Annotated in this window: 15 protein-coding genes; 11 read left to right on the top strand and 4 right to left on the bottom strand. The window is 59.9% G+C overall.

Annotated elements, in window-relative coordinates:
* Positions 1 to 15: 15 nt before the first annotated feature.
* A complete protein-coding gene (locus tag ACIQ1A_RS04975) occupies positions 16 to 357 on the bottom strand; it encodes a zinc ribbon domain-containing protein YjdM (protein WP_395769967.1) in 342 nt (113 codons plus the stop codon).
* A 495-nt stretch (positions 358 to 852) separates the two neighbouring features.
* Here ACIQ1A_RS04975 and ACIQ1A_RS04970 point away from each other — a divergent pair, with 495 nt between their 5' ends.
* The 11 genes from ACIQ1A_RS04970 (at position 853) to ACIQ1A_RS04920 (ending at position 17,321) form a co-directional block, all read left to right on the top strand.
* Positions 853 to 3,753 carry an ATP-binding protein gene (locus ACIQ1A_RS04970; RefSeq protein WP_395769966.1) on the top strand — a complete coding sequence of 967 codons (2,901 nt, stop codon included), beginning with the start codon at positions 853 to 855 and terminating at the stop codon, positions 3,751 to 3,753.
* Positions 3,754 to 3,763: 10 nt separating this feature from the next.
* Positions 3,764 to 4,897: an HD-GYP domain-containing protein gene (locus ACIQ1A_RS04965; RefSeq protein ID WP_395769965.1), complete on the top strand. Its 1,134-nt coding sequence runs from the start codon at positions 3,764 to 3,766 to the stop codon at positions 4,895 to 4,897.
* 70 nt (positions 4,898 to 4,967) lie between these two features.
* Positions 4,968 to 6,593 (top strand): metallopeptidase TldD-related protein, encoded by a 1,626-nt coding sequence (locus tag ACIQ1A_RS04960; RefSeq protein WP_395769964.1) that lies wholly within the window; start codon positions 4,968 to 4,970, stop codon positions 6,591 to 6,593.
* A gap of 114 nt (positions 6,594 to 6,707) precedes the next feature.
* A complete protein-coding gene (locus ACIQ1A_RS04955; RefSeq protein WP_395769963.1) occupies positions 6,708 to 8,333 on the top strand; it encodes a TldD/PmbA family protein in 1,626 nt (541 codons plus the stop codon).
* Between the two features lie 27 nt (positions 8,334 to 8,360).
* A complete protein-coding gene (locus tag ACIQ1A_RS04950; RefSeq protein ID WP_395769962.1) occupies positions 8,361 to 9,695 on the top strand; it encodes a TldD/PmbA family protein in 1,335 nt (444 codons plus the stop codon).
* Between the two features lie 16 nt (positions 9,696 to 9,711).
* Positions 9,712 to 10,407, top strand: coding sequence for a DUF4159 domain-containing protein (locus tag ACIQ1A_RS04945; RefSeq protein ID WP_395769961.1), 696 nt, complete (start codon positions 9,712 to 9,714; stop codon positions 10,405 to 10,407).
* A gap of 33 nt (positions 10,408 to 10,440) precedes the next feature.
* On the top strand, positions 10,441 to 11,427 hold the full coding sequence (locus tag ACIQ1A_RS04940; protein WP_395769960.1) for an AAA family ATPase: 987 nt from the start codon (positions 10,441 to 10,443) through the stop codon (positions 11,425 to 11,427).
* 11 nt (positions 11,428 to 11,438) lie between these two features.
* Positions 11,439 to 12,344, top strand: a complete 906-nt coding sequence (locus ACIQ1A_RS04935; protein WP_395769959.1) for a DUF58 domain-containing protein — start codon at positions 11,439 to 11,441, stop codon at positions 12,342 to 12,344.
* A complete protein-coding gene (locus ACIQ1A_RS04930; RefSeq protein WP_395769958.1) occupies positions 12,341 to 13,495 on the top strand; it encodes a BatA domain-containing protein in 1,155 nt (384 codons plus the stop codon). The genes ACIQ1A_RS04935 and ACIQ1A_RS04930 overlap by 4 nt, the downstream gene beginning before the upstream one ends.
* On the top strand, positions 13,492 to 15,585 hold the full coding sequence (locus tag ACIQ1A_RS04925) for a hypothetical protein (RefSeq protein WP_395769957.1): 2,094 nt from the start codon (positions 13,492 to 13,494) through the stop codon (positions 15,583 to 15,585). Before ACIQ1A_RS04930 ends, ACIQ1A_RS04925 begins: the two co-directional genes overlap by 4 nt.
* Positions 15,582 to 17,321 carry a hypothetical protein gene (locus ACIQ1A_RS04920; RefSeq protein WP_395769956.1) on the top strand — a complete coding sequence of 580 codons (1,740 nt, stop codon included), beginning with the start codon at positions 15,582 to 15,584 and terminating at the stop codon, positions 17,319 to 17,321. Before ACIQ1A_RS04925 ends, ACIQ1A_RS04920 begins: the two co-directional genes overlap by 4 nt.
* On the opposite strand, the gene ACIQ1A_RS04915 is transcribed toward ACIQ1A_RS04920, so the two are convergent.
* From ACIQ1A_RS04915 to ACIQ1A_RS04905, 3 genes are all read right to left on the bottom strand, one after another.
* Positions 17,322 to 17,738: a hypothetical protein gene (locus ACIQ1A_RS04915; RefSeq protein WP_395769955.1), complete on the bottom strand. Its 417-nt coding sequence runs from the start codon at positions 17,736 to 17,738 to the stop codon at positions 17,322 to 17,324.
* Positions 17,739 to 17,804: 66 nt separating this feature from the next.
* Positions 17,805 to 18,614 carry an SGNH/GDSL hydrolase family protein gene (locus tag ACIQ1A_RS04910; RefSeq protein WP_395769954.1) on the bottom strand — a complete coding sequence of 270 codons (810 nt, stop codon included), beginning with the start codon at positions 18,612 to 18,614 and terminating at the stop codon, positions 17,805 to 17,807.
* A 62-nt stretch (positions 18,615 to 18,676) separates the two neighbouring features.
* Entirely contained in the window at positions 18,677 to 19,708 is a 1,032-nt protein-coding gene (locus ACIQ1A_RS04905) for a phosphotransferase family protein (protein ID WP_395769953.1), read from the bottom strand.
* Position 19,709: the final 1 nt, after the last annotated feature.

The raw sequence follows: 19,709 nt of genomic DNA, 5'->3' as shown, positions 1-19,709 counted from the left end.
TGTCAGAAGGCACTGTCAGGCCTTTTTGACGAACTCCGACTTCAACTGCATGGCGCCGAAACCATCGATCTTGCAGTCGATGTCGTGGTCGCCCTCGACCAGCCGGATGTTCCTGACCTTGGTGCCGACTTTCACCGATGACGAGGACCCTTTGACCTTGAGATCTTTGATGACAGTCACGGTGTCGCCATCCTGCAGGATGTTGCCCACGGCGTCCTTGACGGCTTTGATGTCTTCGGCGGCTTCTCCCGCGGCAATCTGCGGCCATTCATAGGCGCATTCCGGGCAGATGAAATTGTCGCCGTCCCCGTAGGTGTAAATGGATTGGCATTTGGGGCAGTGCGGCAGTGCGGGCATGCAATTTTCTTCAGCCGAAGCGGAGAACTTCATTGTACGTCCTGGGCCTGTGGCTGCCGAAATTGCTGCGCAGATTGCCGGCGCCGACAGCCGTGCCATGGCTTTCTATGGAGAATTCACAAAGTTTTTACAATTATTTTAAGACGCTCCCGGCTCAATTCACGGGATGGCAGAACGCGCGGGCGGTCCTGGCAGGGCTTGGGTGGGTATGTCTCTATTTATTAGGGAGATAGGAGCTTTGCATCAGCTATCTGCTTGATTTAATTATAAAAAAACATAGTCATTATTAATAATATTAATACATATCGACTACTTATTAAAATAATATGGATTTACCTAGGCTTTGGAGCGCCCTCTCTCTACTCCCTCGCTCTCGGGTGTGTTCATTCCATAACACTTTAAGCCACGCACTGCTTGGCTTCTTTTTCCGCCATTGGCAGCCGTCTGCCGACTCTGTATGCTTGACCTATATTAATATAATAACGCATTGAAACCATGAAAGAAAACCAAACGGTGCAGCTGCGCACTTGGATGTGGCGCGCCTTTGTGAAAAGCGCGCTGATTCCCTTGTTGCTGGTCGAAACGGTATTGATTGCCGTTTATCTGCTGAGCAACAGTGCCATCCGCGTTGCCCAAATCGACTACCTGCGCGAAACTGCCCGCAATGACCTACGCTTGGTTGTACGCCAGGAATCCCGCGTCATCGATCAGCAGCTGTCCTCCATCAGTGCATTGACGCGGATGTATGCCAATGAGGTCGGAAGCGCGCTGCGTGACCCCAAGGCCGCGCCCTTGAGCAAAAATCTGGCATTGACCCCTACCGGCGTCCACTACAGTCCGAAAGACGACGGCAGACCAGCCGTGTTCTATTCCGCGGCCCACTGGAAAAACAACAGCCACGATCTGGCCAAACTCGCCAAGCTCGAGCATGTCGACGGACTGATGCGGCAGATCAAGGCAGAGAATCCACTGGTGGCGGCGATTTACCTGAACACCTGGGACAGCCTGAATTACATCTACCCCTGGTTCCTGACCCCGGAACAGTACGATCACAGCCTGGCGATTCCGGAATACAACTTCTATTACCTGGCCGATGCCAAGCACAATCCGAAGCGCGAAGTGGTCTGGACCGATGTCTATGTCGATCCGGCCGGCCAGGGTTGGATGATGTCTGCAATCGCGCCTGTATACCGGTCCGACTTCCTCGAGGGCGTGGTCGGCATCGATCTTACGGTCGGTACCATTCTCAACGAGATCAGCAGCCTTGAAGTTCCGTGGAAGGGGTATGCGGTGCTGGTCAGCGCGGAACTCAATATCATGGCCTTGCCCAAGGCGGGCGAATCGGATTTCGGACTGACGGAACTGACTGACTTCACTTACAACGAGGCTGTCAGCCAGGAGCTGTACAAGCCATCCGATTTCAATCTCGGCAAGCGCGCGGACACCCGCAAGCTGGCGAATGCCATGACAGGCAGTCCTTCCGGCATCCAAGCATTGAGTCTCGGCGGTAAACCGCATCTGGTGGCCTGGACCACCATTGAACAGACCGGCTGGCGCCTGATGACGGTGGTTGCAGAAGAGGACATCTTCGAGCAGACCAATGCCTTGGCGAAGCGGTTCACCCAGATCGGCTATCTGCTGATTGCCGGCTTGGCATTCTTCTATTTGGCGTTCTTCACTTACATGTGGTTGCGCTCACGCTCGCTTAGTGCGCGCTTGGAAAAGCCCATCATCGGTGTTTCCGGGATGATGGATCGGATCGGTAATGGTCAATGGCAACCAACGAAAGTCAATTCCGAAGTCAGTGAGCTCGATGCGATGGCTGGCCATGCGTCGGCTATGGGCCAGCGTCTCGGCAAGAGTGAAGCCGAGCGGCAACAGGCTCATCAACGGCTTGAATTGGTGCTGGAAGGGACCACGGAGAGCATCTGGGAGCAGGATCTGCGCGCCAACACCGTGACTCTACGTGGCCGTCTGGTCAAGCGCTTCGGGCTCAGCGGTGAAACGGTCAGCGAGGAGGAGTTCCGCGCGCATGGGCACCCCGAGGATCTGCCGGCGGTGCTGGAAGCCAAGCAACTCGCGATCGACGGCGTGCAGGATTTCTATTACAGCGAATACCGCTTTGCCGATGCCGCCGGCAATTACCACTGGCTGCTCAGCCGCGGGCGCGTGCTCGAGCGCGACCCGGTAACGGGCAAAGCCCTTCTGGTCGGCGGCACCCACCACGACATCGATGCACTCAAGAATACCGAAATGGAACTGCGCGCGGCCAGCATCGAGGCGCAGGCCGCCAGCGTGGCCAAGTCGCGTTTCATCTCGAGCATGACACACGAGCTGCGCACGCCGCTCAATGCCATCCAGGGATTTGCGCAGCTGATGCGCATGCAGCACCCGCCGGGCTCCGGCGACAACGAACCGGAATACATCGATGAGATCCTCAGTGCCAGCAACCACCTGAACCAGGTGATCGGTGACATCCTCGAATGGTCAAGTGCCCAGGCCGAGCAGCCCGTTCTGGATCTGCAGCCGGTCGGGTTGCGCGAGGTGATGTTGGCCAGCACCGAGTTGGTGCGGCTCGAGATCGAGCATGCCGGATTGTCCCTGAACCTCGATCTGCCTGACGATGCGCTTTATGTTGTGGCGGACGAGCGTCGCCTGCGTCAGATCATCCTGAATCTGATTTCGAATGCAATCAAATACAACTCCCCCGACGGACAGATCACCCTGACTTACCAGATTGCCGGAAAGGACGTCCGCATCATCGTCGAGGACACCGGCATGGGTATCGGCGCCGAATTGCAGGGCCAGCTGTTCCAGCCGTTCCAGCGCCTCGGGCGCGAGAATACCGCGATTCTGGGTACCGGCATCGGCCTGTCCATCTGCCGTGAGTTCGCTGGCCTGATGGGCGGCCGTATGGGCGTGAGCAGCCATCCGGGAATCGGCAGCAGCTTCTGGATCGAGCTTCCCGTCCACGGGTCCGCTACGCCATCCGGGTTGGAAGTGTCGGCAGATTCCGGCATTCCCGGCCCTGTCGTCACGGGGAGGGGCCGGGTGATATTCGTGGAAGACAATCCGGCCACCCAGTTCCTGGTCAAGAAGGCGCTGGAAGACCTGGTTCAGATCGAAATCATCGCCAACGGCCGGGACGCGCTTGCGCGTATAATGGAAGCGCCGCCGGAGCTGTTGCTGCTTGATTTCAATCTTCCTGAAATGAACGGTGAAGAAATCCTGCGGGAGCTGCGTGCCGATCCTCGGACACGGACGCTGAAAGTCATCATCGTCAGCGGCGTGATCGCTGCCGGACAGCAGCTTGATCTGGATTGCCAGGGTTTTATCGGCAAGCCGATTGACAGCGACGAGCTGCGTGAATTGGTCAGTGCGATGTTGAATAACTGAGGTTGAATCGATGCTTCCCGAACACCTGAAGAATGCCACCGTTGTCCTAGTCGACGATACGCCAGCAAATCTGCGCCTTCTCGAATCCAGCATGAAGGCCTTCGGGCTGCGCAATCTGACCGCCTTCACCGATTCAGCGGATGCATTGGATTGGCTCCAGCGCATGCCATGGGATCTTCTGGTGCTCGACCTGGATATGCCGTCACCGAACGGATTCGACATTTTGCATAGTCTCGGCCAACGCGACCGCAGCACATCGCCGATCATCATCGCCAGCGCACTCAGTCGGCCGGAAGACCGTCGCAAGGGGCTATCGCTCGGCGCCAATGATTACATCTGCAAGCCCTTGGATCTTCCCGAACTACTTTTGCGTGTGCGCAACAATCTTGAGCTGGCAGTTGCCAACCATGCATTGCGAACCGAACGCGACCAGCTCGAGCAGGCCGTACACGAGCGAACCGCCCGGCTGCGCGATAGTTACCAGGGCATCATCGGCATGCTCTCTCGTGCCGCAGGATTTAAAGAAAATGAAACCGGACGTCATATGCTGCGCACCGGTGAATATGCCGTGCTGATGGCGCGGGCGATAGGCCTGACAGAAGAGCAATGCCAGCATCTGCATCTGGCAATGCCGATGCATGATATCGGTAAGATCGGTATTTCAGATGCCATTTTGCAGAAACAGGGGCCGTTCACCGCTGAAGAGCGTGAAATCATGGAGCATCACGCCCGCATCGGGTTCCACATCCTGAATGACTCTGCGGCGACACCGCTGACCCGGCTGGCGGTGGAAATCGCGCTTTACCATCATGAGCATTGGGACGGCAGCGGTTATCCGCAGGGCTTGAAAGGTGAAGAAATACCGCTCTCGGGCCGCATTGCCGCCATCTGCGATGTCTACGACGCCCTGCGCTCGGCGCGGCCATACAAGACCGATTGGTCGGCCGAAGACACCCTGACTTTCTTTAGGGAGCGCTCTGGGACACATTTCGATCCCGCGCTGGTGCACGTCTTCGAGCGCGTATTCGATCAGCTGGAAAGCATCCAGAACAATTTAGTTAATGAAATGCCTAAGTCCCTGAATGAGCTTGCCAAGCTGGCCGGTTCACCGATTTCGGACGTCCTCAAGGAAAGCAATATCTAGGTATCTGTCGCGCGCCCGATTTCAGTTATGATGGGAATCGGTTGACGTTTTTTGTGACGGAGAAGTTTACATGGACAGACGTGATTTCCTGGCGGCCTCGGGCGCATCGCTCGGCGGTCTGATGATTCCCGGTTTCGGCCGTGCAGTGGCCGCCGAAGCGCTTCTGGAAACCATGGACCCGGCCCGCAAGAAAGTGCTGGCCGATATCGCCCTCGGCGCCGCCACCGCCGCCGGTGCCAGCTACTGCGACGTCCGCATCGGCCGCTATCTCCGGCAGTCCATCACCACCCGTGAAAAACGGGTGCAGAACGTGCTCAACAGCGAATCCACCGGTGCCGGCATCCGTGTCATCGTCAATGGCACCTGGGGCTTTGCCGCCAGCAGCGATCTCAGCAATGACGGCATCGCGCGTGCAGCCCGCCAGGCGGTCGCTATCGCCAAGGCCAACAGCGTGGCGCAGACCGAGCCGGTGCGTCTGGCGCCGGTCAAAGGTGTCGGTCAGGTTTCCTGGGCCACGCCAATCGGCCGCAATGCCATGGCCGTACCGGTCAAGGACAAGGTCGAGTTGTTGCTCGGCGTGAATGCCGCGGCCATGGCCGCCGGTGCCAATTTCATCAACTCGCAACTATTCATCGTCAATGAACAGAAGTATTTCGCCTCCACTGATGGGTCCTACATCGACCAGGACGTGCACCGGATCTGGCCGAATTTCAATGTCACCGCCATCGACAAGGCCAGCGGCAAGTTCCGCAGCCGCAACGCACTATCATCGCCGATGGGCATGGGCTACGAGTACCTGGAGGGCGGCCGGAGCATCGCACTGCCCAATGGGCTGACGGCTTACAAAGATCGCTATGACATGCTCGAGGACGCCGTACAGGCGGCCAAGCACGCGGTGATGAAGCTAAAGGCGCCTTCAGTCAAGCCCGGCAAATACGATCTGGTGCTCGATCCGAGCAATCTGTTCCTGACCATCCATGAGAACGTGGGCCACCCGCTGGAGCTCGACCGTGTGCTGGGTTATGAAGCCAACTTCGCCGGCACCAGTTTCGCCACGCTCGATAAGCGCGAGCAGGGCTTCCGCTACGGTAGCGATATCGTCACCCTGTTCGCCGACAAGACCGTGCCGGGAACGCTCGGTGCCGTCGGCTTTGATGACGAAGGTGTCCGTACCAAGCGCTGGGATCTGGTTAAGGACGGCATTCTGGTCAATTACCAGGCCATCCGCGATCAGGCCCATATCATCGGCGAAGCCGAATCGCAGGGTTGCTGTTATGCACAGAGCTGGGCAGACGTGCAATTCCAGCGCATGGCGAATGTTTCGCTGTCGCCGGGCAAAAACCCCCTGAAGCCCGCCGACATGATCAAGAACGTCGAAAAAGGCATTTACATCCTCGGCCGCGGTTCGTTCTCGATCGACCAGCAGCGTTACAACGCCCAGTTCGGCGGCCAGCTGTTCTATGAAATCGAAAATGGCAAAATCACCGGCATGATCGAAGACGTGGCTTATCAGATCCGGACCCCGGAGTTCTGGAACGCCTGCACCGCCATCTGCGATGAAAGCGATTTCCGTCATGGCGGTTCCTTCTTCGACGGCAAAGGCCAACCGTCCCAGGTGTCGGCAGTCTCCCATGGCGCGGCCACCACCCGTTTCGACGGCATCAACATCATCAATACCGCCCGCTCGCTCGGATGAACCCCGTCGCCATGACTAATGGGCTATGCCAATGCCGAGCGGCCTTCACTATGATGGGGATTCGCCTGCTGCCCGCTGGTGGCGCGACCCCCTCTATAACCCAGGAGCACTGCGATGGATAGACGACATTTCTTGGCGGCATCGGGCATCGGCCTGAGCGGCTTCATGATTCCAGGCTTCGGCAACGCCGTGGCGGCCGAAGCCTTACTGACCAAAATGGATCCCGCACGCAAGAAAGTGCTGGCGGACATCGCCCTGAATGCCGCGACCGCTGCAGGTGCCAGCTACTGTGACGTCCGCATCGGCCGCTATATGCGCCAATTCGTGATTACCCGCGAAGACAAGGTGCAGAACGTGGTCAATACCGAATCCATCGGCGCCGGCATCCGCGTCATCGCCAATGGCACCTGGGGCTTCGCGGCGACCAGCGACCTCAGCAATGCGGCTATCGCTAAAGCCGCCCAGCAGGCGGTCGCCATCGCCAAAGCCAATGCCAAGTCACAGACCAAGCCGGTGCAGTTGGCGCCGGTCAAGGGCGTCGGCGAAGTGTCCTGGGCCACGCCGATCAAGAAAAACGCGATGGAAGTGCCGGTCAAAGAAAAAGTTGACCTTCTGCTTTCCGCCAACAGTGCGGCCATGGCCGCCGGCGCCAACTTCGTCAACTCGATGCTGTTTCTGGTCAACGAGCAGAAGTATTTCGCTTCCACTGACGGCTCTTACATCGACCAGGACGTGCACCGGATCTGGCCGACCTTCACGGTCACCGCCATCGACAAGACCACCGGCAAATTCCGCAGCCGTGACAGCCTGTCCTCGCCGATGGGCATGGGTTACGAATATCTCGACGGCGACCGCCACATCGAACTGCCGAACGGCTTGATGGCCTACAACGACCGCTTTGACATGAAAGAAGATGCCATTGCTGCGGCCAAGCAGGCGCAGTTGAAACTGAAAGCGCCCTCGGTCAAGCCCGGCAAGTACGATCTGGTGCTCGATCCTTCGCACCTGTGGTTGACCATCCATGAAAACGTCGGCCATCCGCTCGAACTCGACCGTGTCCTCGGTTACGAAGCCAACTATGCCGGTACCAGCTTCGCCACCATCGACAAATTGAAAGACAAGTTCAAGTACGGCAGCGACCGGGTCACCCTGTTCGCCGACAAGATCCAGCCGAACACCCTCGGCGCCGTTGGCTTCGACGACGAAGGCGTCCGTACCAAGCGCTGGGATCTGGTCAAAGACGGCACGCTGGTCAACTACCAGGCCATCCGTGACCAAGCCTATATCATCGGCGAATCCGAATCGCACGGCTGTTGTTATGCCGACTCCTGGTCGAGCGTGCAGTTCCAGCGCATGGCCAACGTCTCGCTGGCACCGGGCAAAACACCGCTGTCGGTGGCCGACATGATCAAGAATGTCGAAAAGGGCATCTACATCATCGGCGACGGTTCGTTCTCGATCGACCAGCAGCGCTACAACGCCCAGTTCGGCGGCCAGCTGTTCTATGAAATCGAAAATGGCAAAATCAAGGGCATGGTCGAAGATGTCGCCTACCAGATCCGCACCCCGGAATTCTGGAGCGCCTGTTCGGCCATCTGCGACGAGCGCGACTACCGTTTCGGCGGATCGTTCTTCGACGGCAAGGGCCAGCCCGGCCAGGTTTCCGCGGTCTCGCACGGTTCCAGCACCGCGCGCTTCGACGGCATCAACGTCATCAGTACGGCCCGGTCCCTGGGCTAACCGACCTCACTACAGGAGCAAGTATCCATGAGCATGTATACGGAACAACAGGCCAAAGCGATCCTCGACAAGGTCATTGCGCTGAGCAAGGCCGATGAGTGCACCGCCACCCTCGGCGGCGGCATCAACGGCAACATCCGCTTCGCGCTGAACAACGTGTCCACCAGTGGCATCGTCACCAATGCCGAACTGGCCGTGCAGGTCGCGTTCGGCAAGCGTGTCGGCGTCGCGACCATCAACGAGTTCGATGACGAATCACTGGCACGCGTGGTCCGCCGCGCCGAGGAGCTGGCGCGGCTGGCGCCCGAGAACGAGGAATTCGTTCCGGCCATCGGCAAGCAGACCTATAAACCCACACCGACTTACAATGCAGGCATCGCCGCGATTACCCCGGAGTACCGCGCGCAGGTCGCCGCCGATTCCATCAACCCCTGCAAAAATGATGGTCTGATTGCCGCTGGATTCCTGTCCGACAGCGTTGGTTTCTTTGCGTCGGCCAACAGCAATGGCAATTTTGCCTACCAGCAGTCGACCGGTCTGGATTACACCTGCACCGTGCGTACCGAAGACGGCACCGGCTCCGGCTGGGTCGCCCGCAATGCCGGCAGTGTTGAAGACTTCAAAGCCTCGCGTGAAATCCAGACGGCCATCCAGAAAGCGAAAGGCTCACGCGGTGCGAAGGCACTTGAGCCGGGCAAGTACACGGTCATCCTGGAGCCAGCGGCTTCGGCCGGCTTGATTTCATTCATGATGAATGGTTTCGATGCCCGTCAGGCCGACGAGGGCCGCAGCTTCCTGACCAAGAAAGGCGGTGGCAACAAAATCGGCGAACAGGTTTTCGATCCGCGTGTCAGTCTGCATACGGATCCATGGAACCCGGACGTGCCGGTGATGCCCTGGGACGGCGAGGGTCTGCCGCGCGAGAAGATGAACATCATCGACAAAGGCAAAGTGTCCTATCTCGAGTATTCCCGCTACTGGGCCAAGCTGAAGGGCAAGGAAGCCAAGGGTTCCCCCGGCAACCTGATCATGGCCGGCGGCACCAAGTCCACCATGGATCTGGTCAAGGGCACCGCGAAAGGCATTCTGGTCACCCGCACCTGGTATATCCGCATGGTGGATCCACAGACCGTGTTGCTGACTGGTCTGACCCGCGACGGAACCTTCTACATCGAGAACGGCGAAATCAAATATCCGATCAAGAACTTCCGTTTCAACGAGTCGCCGGTGATCATGCTCAACAACATCGAAGAACTCGGCAAGCCGATCCGCCTCGGCGATGACGAGTCGCCGTTCGTGATGATGATTCCGCCGATGAAGATCCGCGACTTCACCTTCACGTCGCTGTCGGACGCCGTGTGATGCCCCGGGAGCCGGCATGGACCGTGCCGACTTCCTGCGTTTGATGTTCGGCGGTGCGGCCATGGCCGTACTGCCGCGCATGGCCGCCGCAGGCCCTGAATACGACTTCCGTTTCACCCGGCTGATGTACGAGTCCGGGGACTGGGATGTGGATGCGCGCATGCCGTCCAACATCATCACCTCGCTGATCGATTACACCAGCCTTCGGGTCGACCCGAAAGAACACGTCATCGCTCTGTCGGATCCGAAAATGCGTCTGGCGCCGTTCTGCTATCTGGCCGGTCACAAGCTGGTGCAGTTCAGTCCGGCCGAGCGCCGCAACTTCGAAGCCTACCTGCGCAGCGGCGGCTTCATTTTCGTCGACGACTGCAACCACGATATCGATGGCTTGTTCGCCAAGTCCTTCGAGGCCCAGATGGCCTCCATTTTCGGACCGAAGGCCCTGCGCAAGATTCCCAATACGCACCCGCTGTATTCCAGCTTTTTCCGCTTCAGCGAGCCGCCGACCACCAGTTTCGAATTGAATGGCTGGGGCGACGATATCGTGCATGATTACCTCAAGGGCATCGAATTCGATGGCCGCCTCGGCCTGCTGTACAGCAACAAGGATTACGGCTGTGAGTGGGATTACGATTGGCGCAACAAGCGCTTTCTGGCCGAAGACAATACCAAGTTCGCCGTCAACATCGTGATGTATGCCCTCAATGCCTGATTTACCCAGAACCCACACCCGGAACGCCACGTCATGACCAGTACTGAAGCCGACATCCAAGCCACCCTCAAGCAGCTCGGCGAGCTGCGTGCCGCCATCGCCAAGGCCATCGTCGGCCAGGACGCAGTGGTCGAGCAATTGCTGATCGGGCTGCTCGCCGGCGGCCACTGCCTGCTCGAAGGCGTACCTGGACTGGGCAAGACCCTGCTGGTGCGCTCACTCGGACAGGCGCTGGCCCTGTCGTTCCGGCGCATCCAGTTCACCCCAGATCTGATGCCAAGTGATATCCTCGGCACCGAAATTCTGGAAGAAGATCACGGCACCGGCAAGCGCCACTTCAAATTCCAGCCCGGTCCGGTATTCACCAATCTGCTGCTGGCCGACGAACTCAACCGCACGCCGCCGAAAACCCAGGCCGCCCTGCTGGAGGCCATGCAGGAACATACCGTCAGCTATGCCGGCGTCACGCATGCCTTGCCGGAACCGTTTTTTGTGCTGGCAACGCAGAATCCGCTGGAACAGGCCGGAACCTATCCGCTGCCCGAAGCCCAGCTCGACCGATTCCTGTTGCATATCCGTGTCGATTATCCGAGCGAGGCCGAGGAGCGCGACATCCTGATGCAGACCACCGGCAGCGGCTCTTCGCAGGTGCCGAAGGTGATGGCTGGCGAGGCTGTGCTCGAATTGCAGAAACTGGTGCGCGAGGTTCACATCAGCGCTGACATGCTGGCTTGGATCAATCGTCTGGTGCGTGCCAGCAGGCCGCAGTCCGAAACACCGGGCATCGGGCAATGGGTGAAGTGGGGCGCCGGCCCGCGTGCCGGACAAGCGCTGGTGCTTAGCGCCAAAGCACGCGCCCTCATCTATGGCCGCTTCGCCGTCACCGAAGACGATGTATGCGCCCTGGCAGCGCCGGTGATGCGCCATCGCTTATTGCTCACCTTCATGGCCGAAGCCGAACAGAAAAGCGCTGATGATGTGGTGGCTCTGTTGCTGGCCGCGGTTCCGTATCCGCGCTGAGACATAACGCGATGTCCGGGCCCGATCTGATTCCCGCCGATGTACGGGCGCGCTTGAAAGCGCTGCGCCTGGTGTCACGGCGGGTGTCCGGTGCGCTCGGCATCGGCCAGCATCACAGTCGCTCGCGCGGTGCCGGCATGGAGTTTGCCCAATACCGTGCTTACGAGCCGGGCGACGAGCCGCGCCAGATCGACTGGAAGCTGTATGCGCGCTCGGATAAATTCTTCGTGCGTGAATCCGAACGCGATAGTCCCTTGGCAGCCTGGGTGCTGCTCGATGCGAGTGCTTCGATGGCGCAGTCCGATGCTGCGCGCCCCGGTTGGAGTCGTTTGCAGGCCGCGAAAGCGCAGGCGGCCTGCGTGTTCGAACTGGCCTGCCGGCAAGGCGATCGTTTCGGCCTGATTGCCGTCAGCGGCGAGCGTCTGCAGGTCATCAATGCCGGTAGCGGCACCCGCCATCGGGATCGTTGCCTGCAGGTGCTGGGCGGACTTTCCGCGGCGGGAGGCTGGCCGGATGAAGCCGGCTGCCGACCGATCTGGGAGCGCATTCATGCCAATGATCTGGTGCTGTTGCTCAGCGATGATTTCGATGAAGCCGCGCTTGCTCTAATCGAGCGTCTCGCCGCGGCCCGGCGTGAAGTGCTGAATATCCAGATCCTGACCGTTGAGGAGCGCGACTTCCCGTTCCGTGACGGCCGGCGTTTCATCGATGTCGAATCCGGCGCGGCGGTGCTGACCGATGCCGCTGCCGCCCGCGAGGATTACTTGCATGCCTTTGCCGCCGCCTGCCGCGAACTGACGCTTCGTCTGAGCTCGGCCGGCATCCGCCATGTGCCGTATGTTCTGGATGAAGGCCTTGATGCGCCATTGCAACGTCTGTTCGCGCAGGGCAAGGCGCGCTTTCAGGAAGGCGCATGAATTTCCTGCTGCCCTCCGCGTTGTTCGCCCTGATTGCTCTGGCGCTGCCGGTGTTGATCCATCTGAGTCGGCGCTCGCAGGAACAGCGCACCGATTTCGCCGCCTTGCGCTGGCTGCAGGCCCGCTTCCGTCCCCGCCGTCAGCCGATCGTGCAGGAATGGCTGTTGTTGCTGATCCGCTTGCTTCTGCTGAGCGTGCTTGTGCTTTTTCTGGCGATTCCGGTCCGTCAGCAAACGCCGGCTCCGGAACATTGGCTGGTTGCGGTGCCGAGTGCGGTCTGGCCGTCCGATGCCGAGCTGCCTTCGGAAAAGTCGGTCAGCCGGCATTGGCTGGCTCCGGGATTTCCGCCGGCTGAGCGTCCTGTGCCAAACACGACGGTGCCGGTAGCGAGCCTGTTGCGCGAATTGGATGCAAAGCTTCCTGCAGGAACCCAGCTGACCATTCTGGTGCCGGAAAGACTGCGTGGATGGGATGCCGAACAGCCGCGATTGCAGCGCCCGGTGCGTTGGCAAATCGTGAAAGGCCAGATGGCGGCACCCGCGTCGCGGCTTGAAATACCGTCAATGGTGCTGACGCCCGATCGGGCCAAGGCCGAGCGCGCGCGTTATTTCCGTGCCGCCTACCGGGTCTGGCAAGCGCATTTGCCGGATGCGCAGCAACGTGATGTGCCTTTGGTTGCCGCAGATGCCACGCCACCGGCATCGGCACGGATATGGGTGTATCTATCTTCCGGCAAAATTCCGGAAACGGCGCGCCGGTGGGTTCAAGGTGGCGGCACACTCATGCTGGTACCCGATGCGGTATTCGATGCCGGAGAATCAGACGTGCTTTGGCGCGCGGAGGACGGCAGCATACTGCTCGTGCAGCAGGCCGTCGGCAATGGGCGCATTCTTCAATGGCGACAGCCCTTGAATGGAACGCAAACCCCGCAACTGCTTGATGCCGCCTTTCCTGAGCGTTTACAGGCCGTGCTGACGACATCACCCCAACCGGATGCCACCTTGGCCTCAATTCAGCAGCCACGTTCCGGTGCCTCGCCTGTCGCGCCCGATCCGCAACCGCTGCAACCGTGGCTGATGCTTGCCGTCGCGCTGTTGTTCGTTGCCGAACGCGTTCTGGCCACACGACCAGGCCGGAGCTTGCCGGCATGACGATCATGGCGCGTCCAATGCGCTGGCTCAGGCAGGCCCGGCAACGTGAGGTCGGCATCGCGCTTGCTGCAAGCCTTCCGCTGTCGGCAGCAACAGGCTTCATCCTCTGGCGGAGCTTCGGGGCCTTTGCCGCCGGTGTGTGTGTAGTAGCGACCTTATTGCTGTTGGCCATCATTTTGCAGCGCCGACTGAAGAACAGGGACGAAGCTTGGCTGATAAAGCGCCTTGATGCGTTGGCGGTCATGGAAAACAGTACCGATCTGCTGTTCAGCAATCTGGGAGACGAACCGCGTCTGGTGGCCTTGCAGCGTCAACGGATGCAACAACGGCTGGCGGCCTTGCCGGAGCAGGATCTGCGCCGCCACTATCCGGTGGCACGGATTTCCGGAATGCTGTTACTGTCCTTGGCTCTGCTTGCTGCTGCGCATTTCTGGCCCAAGTCGCAGGATGCAGAAACGCTGATCACAAAGAATAAGTCGAGTTCGGCTGCGCGTACTCCGGTAAAGCTGCTTGAGGGCCGCCTTCGGATCAGCCCGCCGGCGTACACGGGGCTTCCGCTTCGTAACGAAACCGGTCTGCCGGCGAAGTTTCCGGAGGGCAGCCGGATTGCCTGGCAATTGCGTTTCGCACCACAACCCGAGCAGGTGCAGTTGCAGTTTTTCAGCGGCCGTACATTGCCACTGCGACGTGATGGCGATGTCTGGACAGTGGATGCCGTCATGCCCGCCTCGGATGTGTACCGGGTCGTCATTGACGGGCAGGCCCAGACCAAACCCTGGCAGCGGCTGGATGCCATTCCCGATCAGGCGCCGCAATGGCGCGTCAGTCTGCCCGATCGCAGCCTGAGTCTGCTTGCTCCGGGACAACGCACGTGGCCGCTGCAGCTGGAGGCGGAAGACGATTACGGGCTGGCCGACGCGGCCATGGAAATACAGCTCGCGCAGGGCAACGGCGAGAACATCCAATTCAAAAGCATCAGCCGGCCGTTGAACGGCCAGGGCACGGCAAAACGGCGGCGTTATGCCGCTGCATTGGATCTGGCAGCGCTCGGTATGCAGGCCGGCGATGATCTGATTGTGCAGTTCCGCGTTGCTGATAGGCGTCGGCCACAGGCCAATAGTACGGTCAGCGCCGCGTATATCCTGCGCTGGCCGGTCGAGGATGCCTATGAGGCCAGCGGCGTCGAAGGCATGCTAAAAAAAGTGATGCCGGCCTATTTCCGGAGTCAGCGCCAGATCATCATCGACAGTGAAAAACTGTTGGCGGATAAAAAGAAAATCAGCCGTAATCAATTCGAAATTCGTTCCGACACCATCGGCGTTGATCAACGCATCCTTCGGTTACGCTATGGTCAGTTCCTCGGCGAAGAAACCGAAACTCCGGAGCCGCCACCGGAGGACGGCGAGCACAGCGCGGATGATGGACACGACCATGGCGACGGCAAAGCGCCTGAAAAATCCGCGACTGTTTCCAATCAGAGTATCCTCGAAGAATTCGGCCACACGCATGACATTCCGGAGGCAGCCACCCTGCTGGATGCCGAAACAAAATCCTTGCTGCGTTCGGCATTGAATGAAATGTGGCAGGCTGAACTGCACCTGCGGCAGGCCGAGCCGGCCAAAGCGCTGCCCTTCGAATACCGGGCATTGGCCTTCATCAAGAAAGTGCAGCAAGCCGAGCGCATCTATCTGGCCCGTGTCGGTCCTGATCTGCCGCCGATTGATGAAAGCCGTCGACTCAGCGGCGACCGCAGTGGCTTCAAGGCGCCCGAAGACATGCTACGTGCCGCCGATCGCGAGGACGCTCCCCTGCTGGTGTTCTGGCAAAGTCTGGATGCGTCGGATCGGCCGGAGACGGCTGGGTTGAAACGTTGGATGGCCGATCATGGCGATCGTCTGCCCGACTCACTGGGCCTGAAAGTGGCGCTGGCGGAAATGGAGAGTCGACCGGATTGCCGCAGTTGCCGCGAGGCTGTCAAAGCGCTGCTTTGGCCGGTACTGTCTAAACCGCCGGCCGTGCCGAAGGCGCGGCGTCCGCAGTCGGTTGAGAGTCCCTATCAGCGTGCATTACAAAGGGAGCGGCAGCCATGATCTCAGCAAGTCTTCTTGCCGGTCTGTTCGCGATTGCCGTGCTGATCAGCGCGGTTCTGATCCAGCTTTCGGCACGTCGCCATCCGTCACGCCTCTGGCGTGGCATCGCCTTGACGGTGTTGAGCGCGCTTTCGGCGCTGTTGCTGTATTTCACGCTGTTGCCACCCTCGCGGCAGGCGCCGGCTGGCGAGCGCGTGGTGATGACGGCGCATTCCGATACTGTCGGTAATCTTCCTGTGGGCAAGCGTGTAGCCTTGCCGGAGGCACCGACAAGACAGGATGTGCCGCGCGTTCCGGATCTGGCGACGCTGTTGCGGCAATCACCTGGCATTGAAAGCTTGCTGATTGTCGGGGATGGTCTGACCGCCCGCGACCAGGATGCAGTTGCAGGTCGTGGCATCCGGTTTCTACCCGGCACAGCGCCTGTCGGTCTGGTGGATTTCTGGATGCCGGAATCGATTGTGATCGGTGGCCGTTGGCAGTTGCGTCTGCGTGTCTCCGGCATTACCGGCGCGCGCGTAGAACTACGCGATCCTTCCGGTGCATTGGTTGATACCACGGCAATCAGCGCTTCCGGAGACGCCGCATTGTCCGACATCGCACGCGCGGCCGGTCGGGTGAATTATCAACTGCGGGTCTTGGATTCCGCCGGAAAAATCAGGGAGAGTTTCACGGTGCCGGTGGCCGTCAGCCAACCGCCGGCATTGAAACTGCTCAGCCGCTCCGGTGGCCCCGGGCCCGATTTGAAGGCGCTCCGGCGCTGGGCATTGGATGCGGGCCTGCAGCTGCAAAGCCACATTGATCTCGGGCCAGGGATGGCCGTGCGCACCGAGGATGCCACAATCCGCGCCGACACCTTGGCCGCTCAGGACATGCTGATTGTCGACGAACGGGCCTGGCAGGGATTCGATGGCGACCAACGACGGGTTATCCGTGAAGCCGTTGGCAACGGTCTCGGCTTATTGTTGCGCGTGACCGGACCGGTGTCGGCACAAACGGTCGCGGATTTCCGGCAGATGGGCTTGCGCATTGATCCGGCAACGCTAACGCAGAATGTGCAATTAACGCCGGATACCGAAAATGCCGAATGGCCGACACTGAGCCGGCAAGCGCTACGCGTCAGCGCTGCCGATGCCCGGATTGCACTGGCAGGCACGCAGGGTGAAGCTTTGGCCGTCTGGCGCGCTCAGGGCAATGGTCGCGTCGGCATTATCCTATTGTCGGACAGCTACCGCCTGGCCTTGGCCGGTTTCGGCGATGCCCACAGCCGGATCTGGAGCGGTTTGGTTTCGGTGTTGGCGCGTCCGCAATCGGAAGCGTCACCGGTGCGACGAAGTGATTTGGCCTGGCCGCACGAACGCATGGTGTTCTGTCAGTTGCAGGCGGATGCGAGCATTCAGTCCGAGGGCGAATGGCAGCCGCTGATTGTCGAAACCACCGGAATAAACCGGGGTTGCGCGGGATTCTGGCCGGAAACCACCGGTTGGTACACGCTGAACAGCGGCGCAAACCAATTGCCGTTTTATGTCCACGCACCGAAAGAAGGTGAAGCATTGCGGCGCAGCCAGATCCGTGCCGCCACGCTGAAACTGGCCGCACGCGCTCCGGACACGGCCATGGCATCACGCGTGCCGGTACCGGGTTCGCCCTGGCCCTGGTTCATCGGCTGGTTGGTGGTCAGCGGCATGTTGTGGTGGCTGGAGCGCAGCCGGCTCGGGCGTGAACGCGTTCTGTAATTAGGAAAGCCAATGGTTAGCGATGGATTTGCGTGAAAGGACTACCAATCCGATGGCGATAACCAAGACCAAGCCCTGCATCACCATCACGAAAGTGCCGGGATTGACACCGCTGAGGATGAACAGGCCGATGTCCTGCACGATGACGCCGGCCAGTGACAGTTCGAGCAGCACGGCTGACCAGCGCTTGCGCAGTATCAGGCCGATACACCCGGCCGCGCCGCCCCAGACCGCAATGGCCGTAGCCGCCACCGCCCAGGCCGGACGGCTGTTGTACAGCGCCTGTTGGGTCGCATCCATGGCGGCGATGTCTTCTGCGGTCAGTATGACGTCGCTGAGATAGGCGGCACAGCCCATCAGGTTCCAGAGCAGGGCGAGGATTGAAACGGGCAGGTACCACTTCGGACGTGCGGACATGACGGACTCCGTACTCAGGTTTCCGCCATTACAACGGCCTGATATGCATCCGTCAAGTTGCCGGGCTTAGGGGTTCCGCTGAGAGCGCAGGAAGGGGAGCAGTGTCGCGCTCCATGCTCGGTATCCAGCATCGTTCGGATGCACACCATCGGTCACGAACAGTGCCCCGTTCTGTCCGCCTTTTAGATCGGTGAACAGCGGATGCAGATCAAGGAACACGGTATAAGCGGCATGCGGCTGACGTGCAGCCAAGTCCTTTATTCGTGCGTTGACCGGAACCACCACATCGCGGTTGCGCACTTCGTCGTTGGTCGGCAGTAGCGACTGCAGGATGATGCGCGCCTTCGGTTTTCGGGCATGCACGGCATCCAGGACCGACACAATTCCTGCGAAAACGCTCTCGACCACAGGATCTTCCTGTGCCCAGGTATTGTTGATGCCAATCATCAGCACGATGAACTCCGGATCCAGTTCCGGTGCATCCAGTTGACCCAGGCCGCCTGCAGTCTTTCGCTGGATGCGGTAAAGCACATGTTCGGTTCGGTCACCGGAAATGCCCATGTTCAGCGCCCGGTTTTCCGGAAGTCCTTCAACGAAGGCCGGCTTCCAGCTGTCTATGCCGAACTTCTGCCCGCGCACCCAAGGGTTCTCGCCGAGTTGCCAGAAATCGGTGATGGAGTCGCCGAGAAAGACCAGTTTCACCGCCGGCAAGGCGGCAAGGTTTTCCAGTTCGGCATTGATGGTTTCCGAGCGCAGCTGCCAGTACTCTACGCGCCGTAACGGGGATTCCGAAACAAAACCGTTTTCGCCTGCGGCGGAAACCGAACAGGAAACGGCAATCGCGGCAAAAGCCAGCATCCGAAACATGGGCAACATGAAGCGTAAATTCGATAATGGCTGCGTCTTCATGAAATCGATGTCCTTGGTGAATGGCCGAGTTATTTCTGCAGTTCCCGCAATCCCAGCTCCGCCAGCATCTGCACCATCTGTCCGGCCTGCTGGGCCTGTTCGCTCGAGGCATTGCCCTGCTGTGCGCGTTTGGCCACACCTTGGGCGATGGCGGCCAGGCGGAAGAAGCTGAAGGCCAGAACGAACGGCCAGTCGGCAGGGATGCTGCGCCCGGTCAACTCGGCATAACGGACCAGCAGCGCCGGCTCGTCGGGAATGCCGAGTGCTTCGCGGTCCATGCCGGCCAGACCCGGCAGGGCCGGATTGCGCGGCAGACGCAGCGCCATGCACAGATAACCCAGATCGGCGAGCGGGTGGCCGAGCGTGGACAGCTCCCAGTCAACCACGGCGAGCACCTTGCCGCCGTCCGGCGTGAACATGAGATTGTCGATGCGGAAATCCCCATGCACCAGGGCAATGCTGCCGTCATCTTCCGGGCAGCGCGGGGGGAGCTGCGTAATCAGCGCTTCCATGGCTGGAATGGCCTGCGTTTCCGAATTGCGGTATTGCCGGCTCCAGCGATCCAGCTGGCGTGCGAAATAGTTTCCCGGCTTGCCGTAATCAATCAGACCGGCTTTGTCGACATCCACCGCGTGGATGGCCGCCAGTGTTTGCAACAGAACCTCGTAAAGCGCGGTGCGCTGTTCCGTCTGCAGTTCCGGCAGGGACGGATCCCAGAACACCCGGCCGTCGATATAGGACATCACATAGAACATTGACCCGATGATTGCGTCATCGGTGCACAGGTGCAGGGGATGTGCAACCGGAACGCCGGAGCCGTGAAGTGCTTTCAGTACGCGGAATTCCCGGTCGACCGCATGCGCCGAGCCCAGCAAGGTGCCTGGCGGTTTGCGACGAAGCACATACCGGCCGCTGGCGGCTTCCAGCAGATAGGTCGGATTGCTCTGCCCGCCTTTGAACTTGCTCGATTGCAACGGGCCTTGAAAGCCGGGAATGTGTGCGCCCAGATATTCAGCCAGTGCTGCATCTGGGAGTTGCAGGGAAGCGCGGGAGTCGCCCATG

It is taken from the genome of Arenimonas sp., assembly GCF_044353605.1.
GTDB lineage: Bacteria > Pseudomonadota > Gammaproteobacteria > Xanthomonadales > Xanthomonadaceae > Arenimonas.
The sequence above is the reverse complement of the archived record's forward strand: the minus strand, read 5'-3'. Positions and strand labels throughout refer to the sequence as shown.

What these genes read in the sequence shown, in the direction of transcription:
- ACIQ1A_RS04970 (WP_395769966.1), top strand. Translation starts at nt 853, where the DNA reads ATGAAAGAAAACCAAACGGTGCAGCTGCGCACTTGGATGTGGCGCGCC.
- ACIQ1A_RS04960 (WP_395769964.1), top strand. Translation starts at nt 4,968, where the DNA reads ATGGACAGACGTGATTTCCTGGCGGCCTCGGGCGCATCGCTCGGCGGT.
- ACIQ1A_RS04920 (WP_395769956.1), top strand. Translation starts at nt 15,582, where the DNA reads ATGATCTCAGCAAGTCTTCTTGCCGGTCTGTTCGCGATTGCCGTGCTG.
- ACIQ1A_RS04975 (WP_395769967.1), bottom strand. Translation starts at nt 357, where the DNA reads ATGCCCGCACTGCCGCACTGCCCCAAATGCCAATCCATTTACACCTAC.
- ACIQ1A_RS04925 (WP_395769957.1), top strand. Translation starts at nt 13,492, where the DNA reads ATGACGATCATGGCGCGTCCAATGCGCTGGCTCAGGCAGGCCCGGCAA.
- ACIQ1A_RS04930 (WP_395769958.1), top strand. Translation starts at nt 12,341, where the DNA reads ATGAATTTCCTGCTGCCCTCCGCGTTGTTCGCCCTGATTGCTCTGGCG.
- ACIQ1A_RS04950 (WP_395769962.1), top strand. Translation starts at nt 8,361, where the DNA reads ATGAGCATGTATACGGAACAACAGGCCAAAGCGATCCTCGACAAGGTC.
- ACIQ1A_RS04915 (WP_395769955.1), bottom strand. Translation starts at nt 17,738, where the DNA reads ATGTCCGCACGTCCGAAGTGGTACCTGCCCGTTTCAATCCTCGCCCTG.
- ACIQ1A_RS04945 (WP_395769961.1), top strand. Translation starts at nt 9,712, where the DNA reads ATGGACCGTGCCGACTTCCTGCGTTTGATGTTCGGCGGTGCGGCCATG.
- ACIQ1A_RS04905 (WP_395769953.1), bottom strand. Translation starts at nt 19,708, where the DNA reads ATGGGCGACTCCCGCGCTTCCCTGCAACTCCCAGATGCAGCACTGGCT.
- ACIQ1A_RS04955 (WP_395769963.1), top strand. Translation starts at nt 6,708, where the DNA reads ATGGATAGACGACATTTCTTGGCGGCATCGGGCATCGGCCTGAGCGGC.
- ACIQ1A_RS04910 (WP_395769954.1), bottom strand. Translation starts at nt 18,614, where the DNA reads ATGTTGCCCATGTTTCGGATGCTGGCTTTTGCCGCGATTGCCGTTTCC.
- ACIQ1A_RS04965 (WP_395769965.1), top strand. Translation starts at nt 3,764, where the DNA reads ATGCTTCCCGAACACCTGAAGAATGCCACCGTTGTCCTAGTCGACGAT.
- ACIQ1A_RS04940 (WP_395769960.1), top strand. Translation starts at nt 10,441, where the DNA reads ATGACCAGTACTGAAGCCGACATCCAAGCCACCCTCAAGCAGCTCGGC.
- ACIQ1A_RS04935 (WP_395769959.1), top strand. Translation starts at nt 11,439, where the DNA reads ATGTCCGGGCCCGATCTGATTCCCGCCGATGTACGGGCGCGCTTGAAA.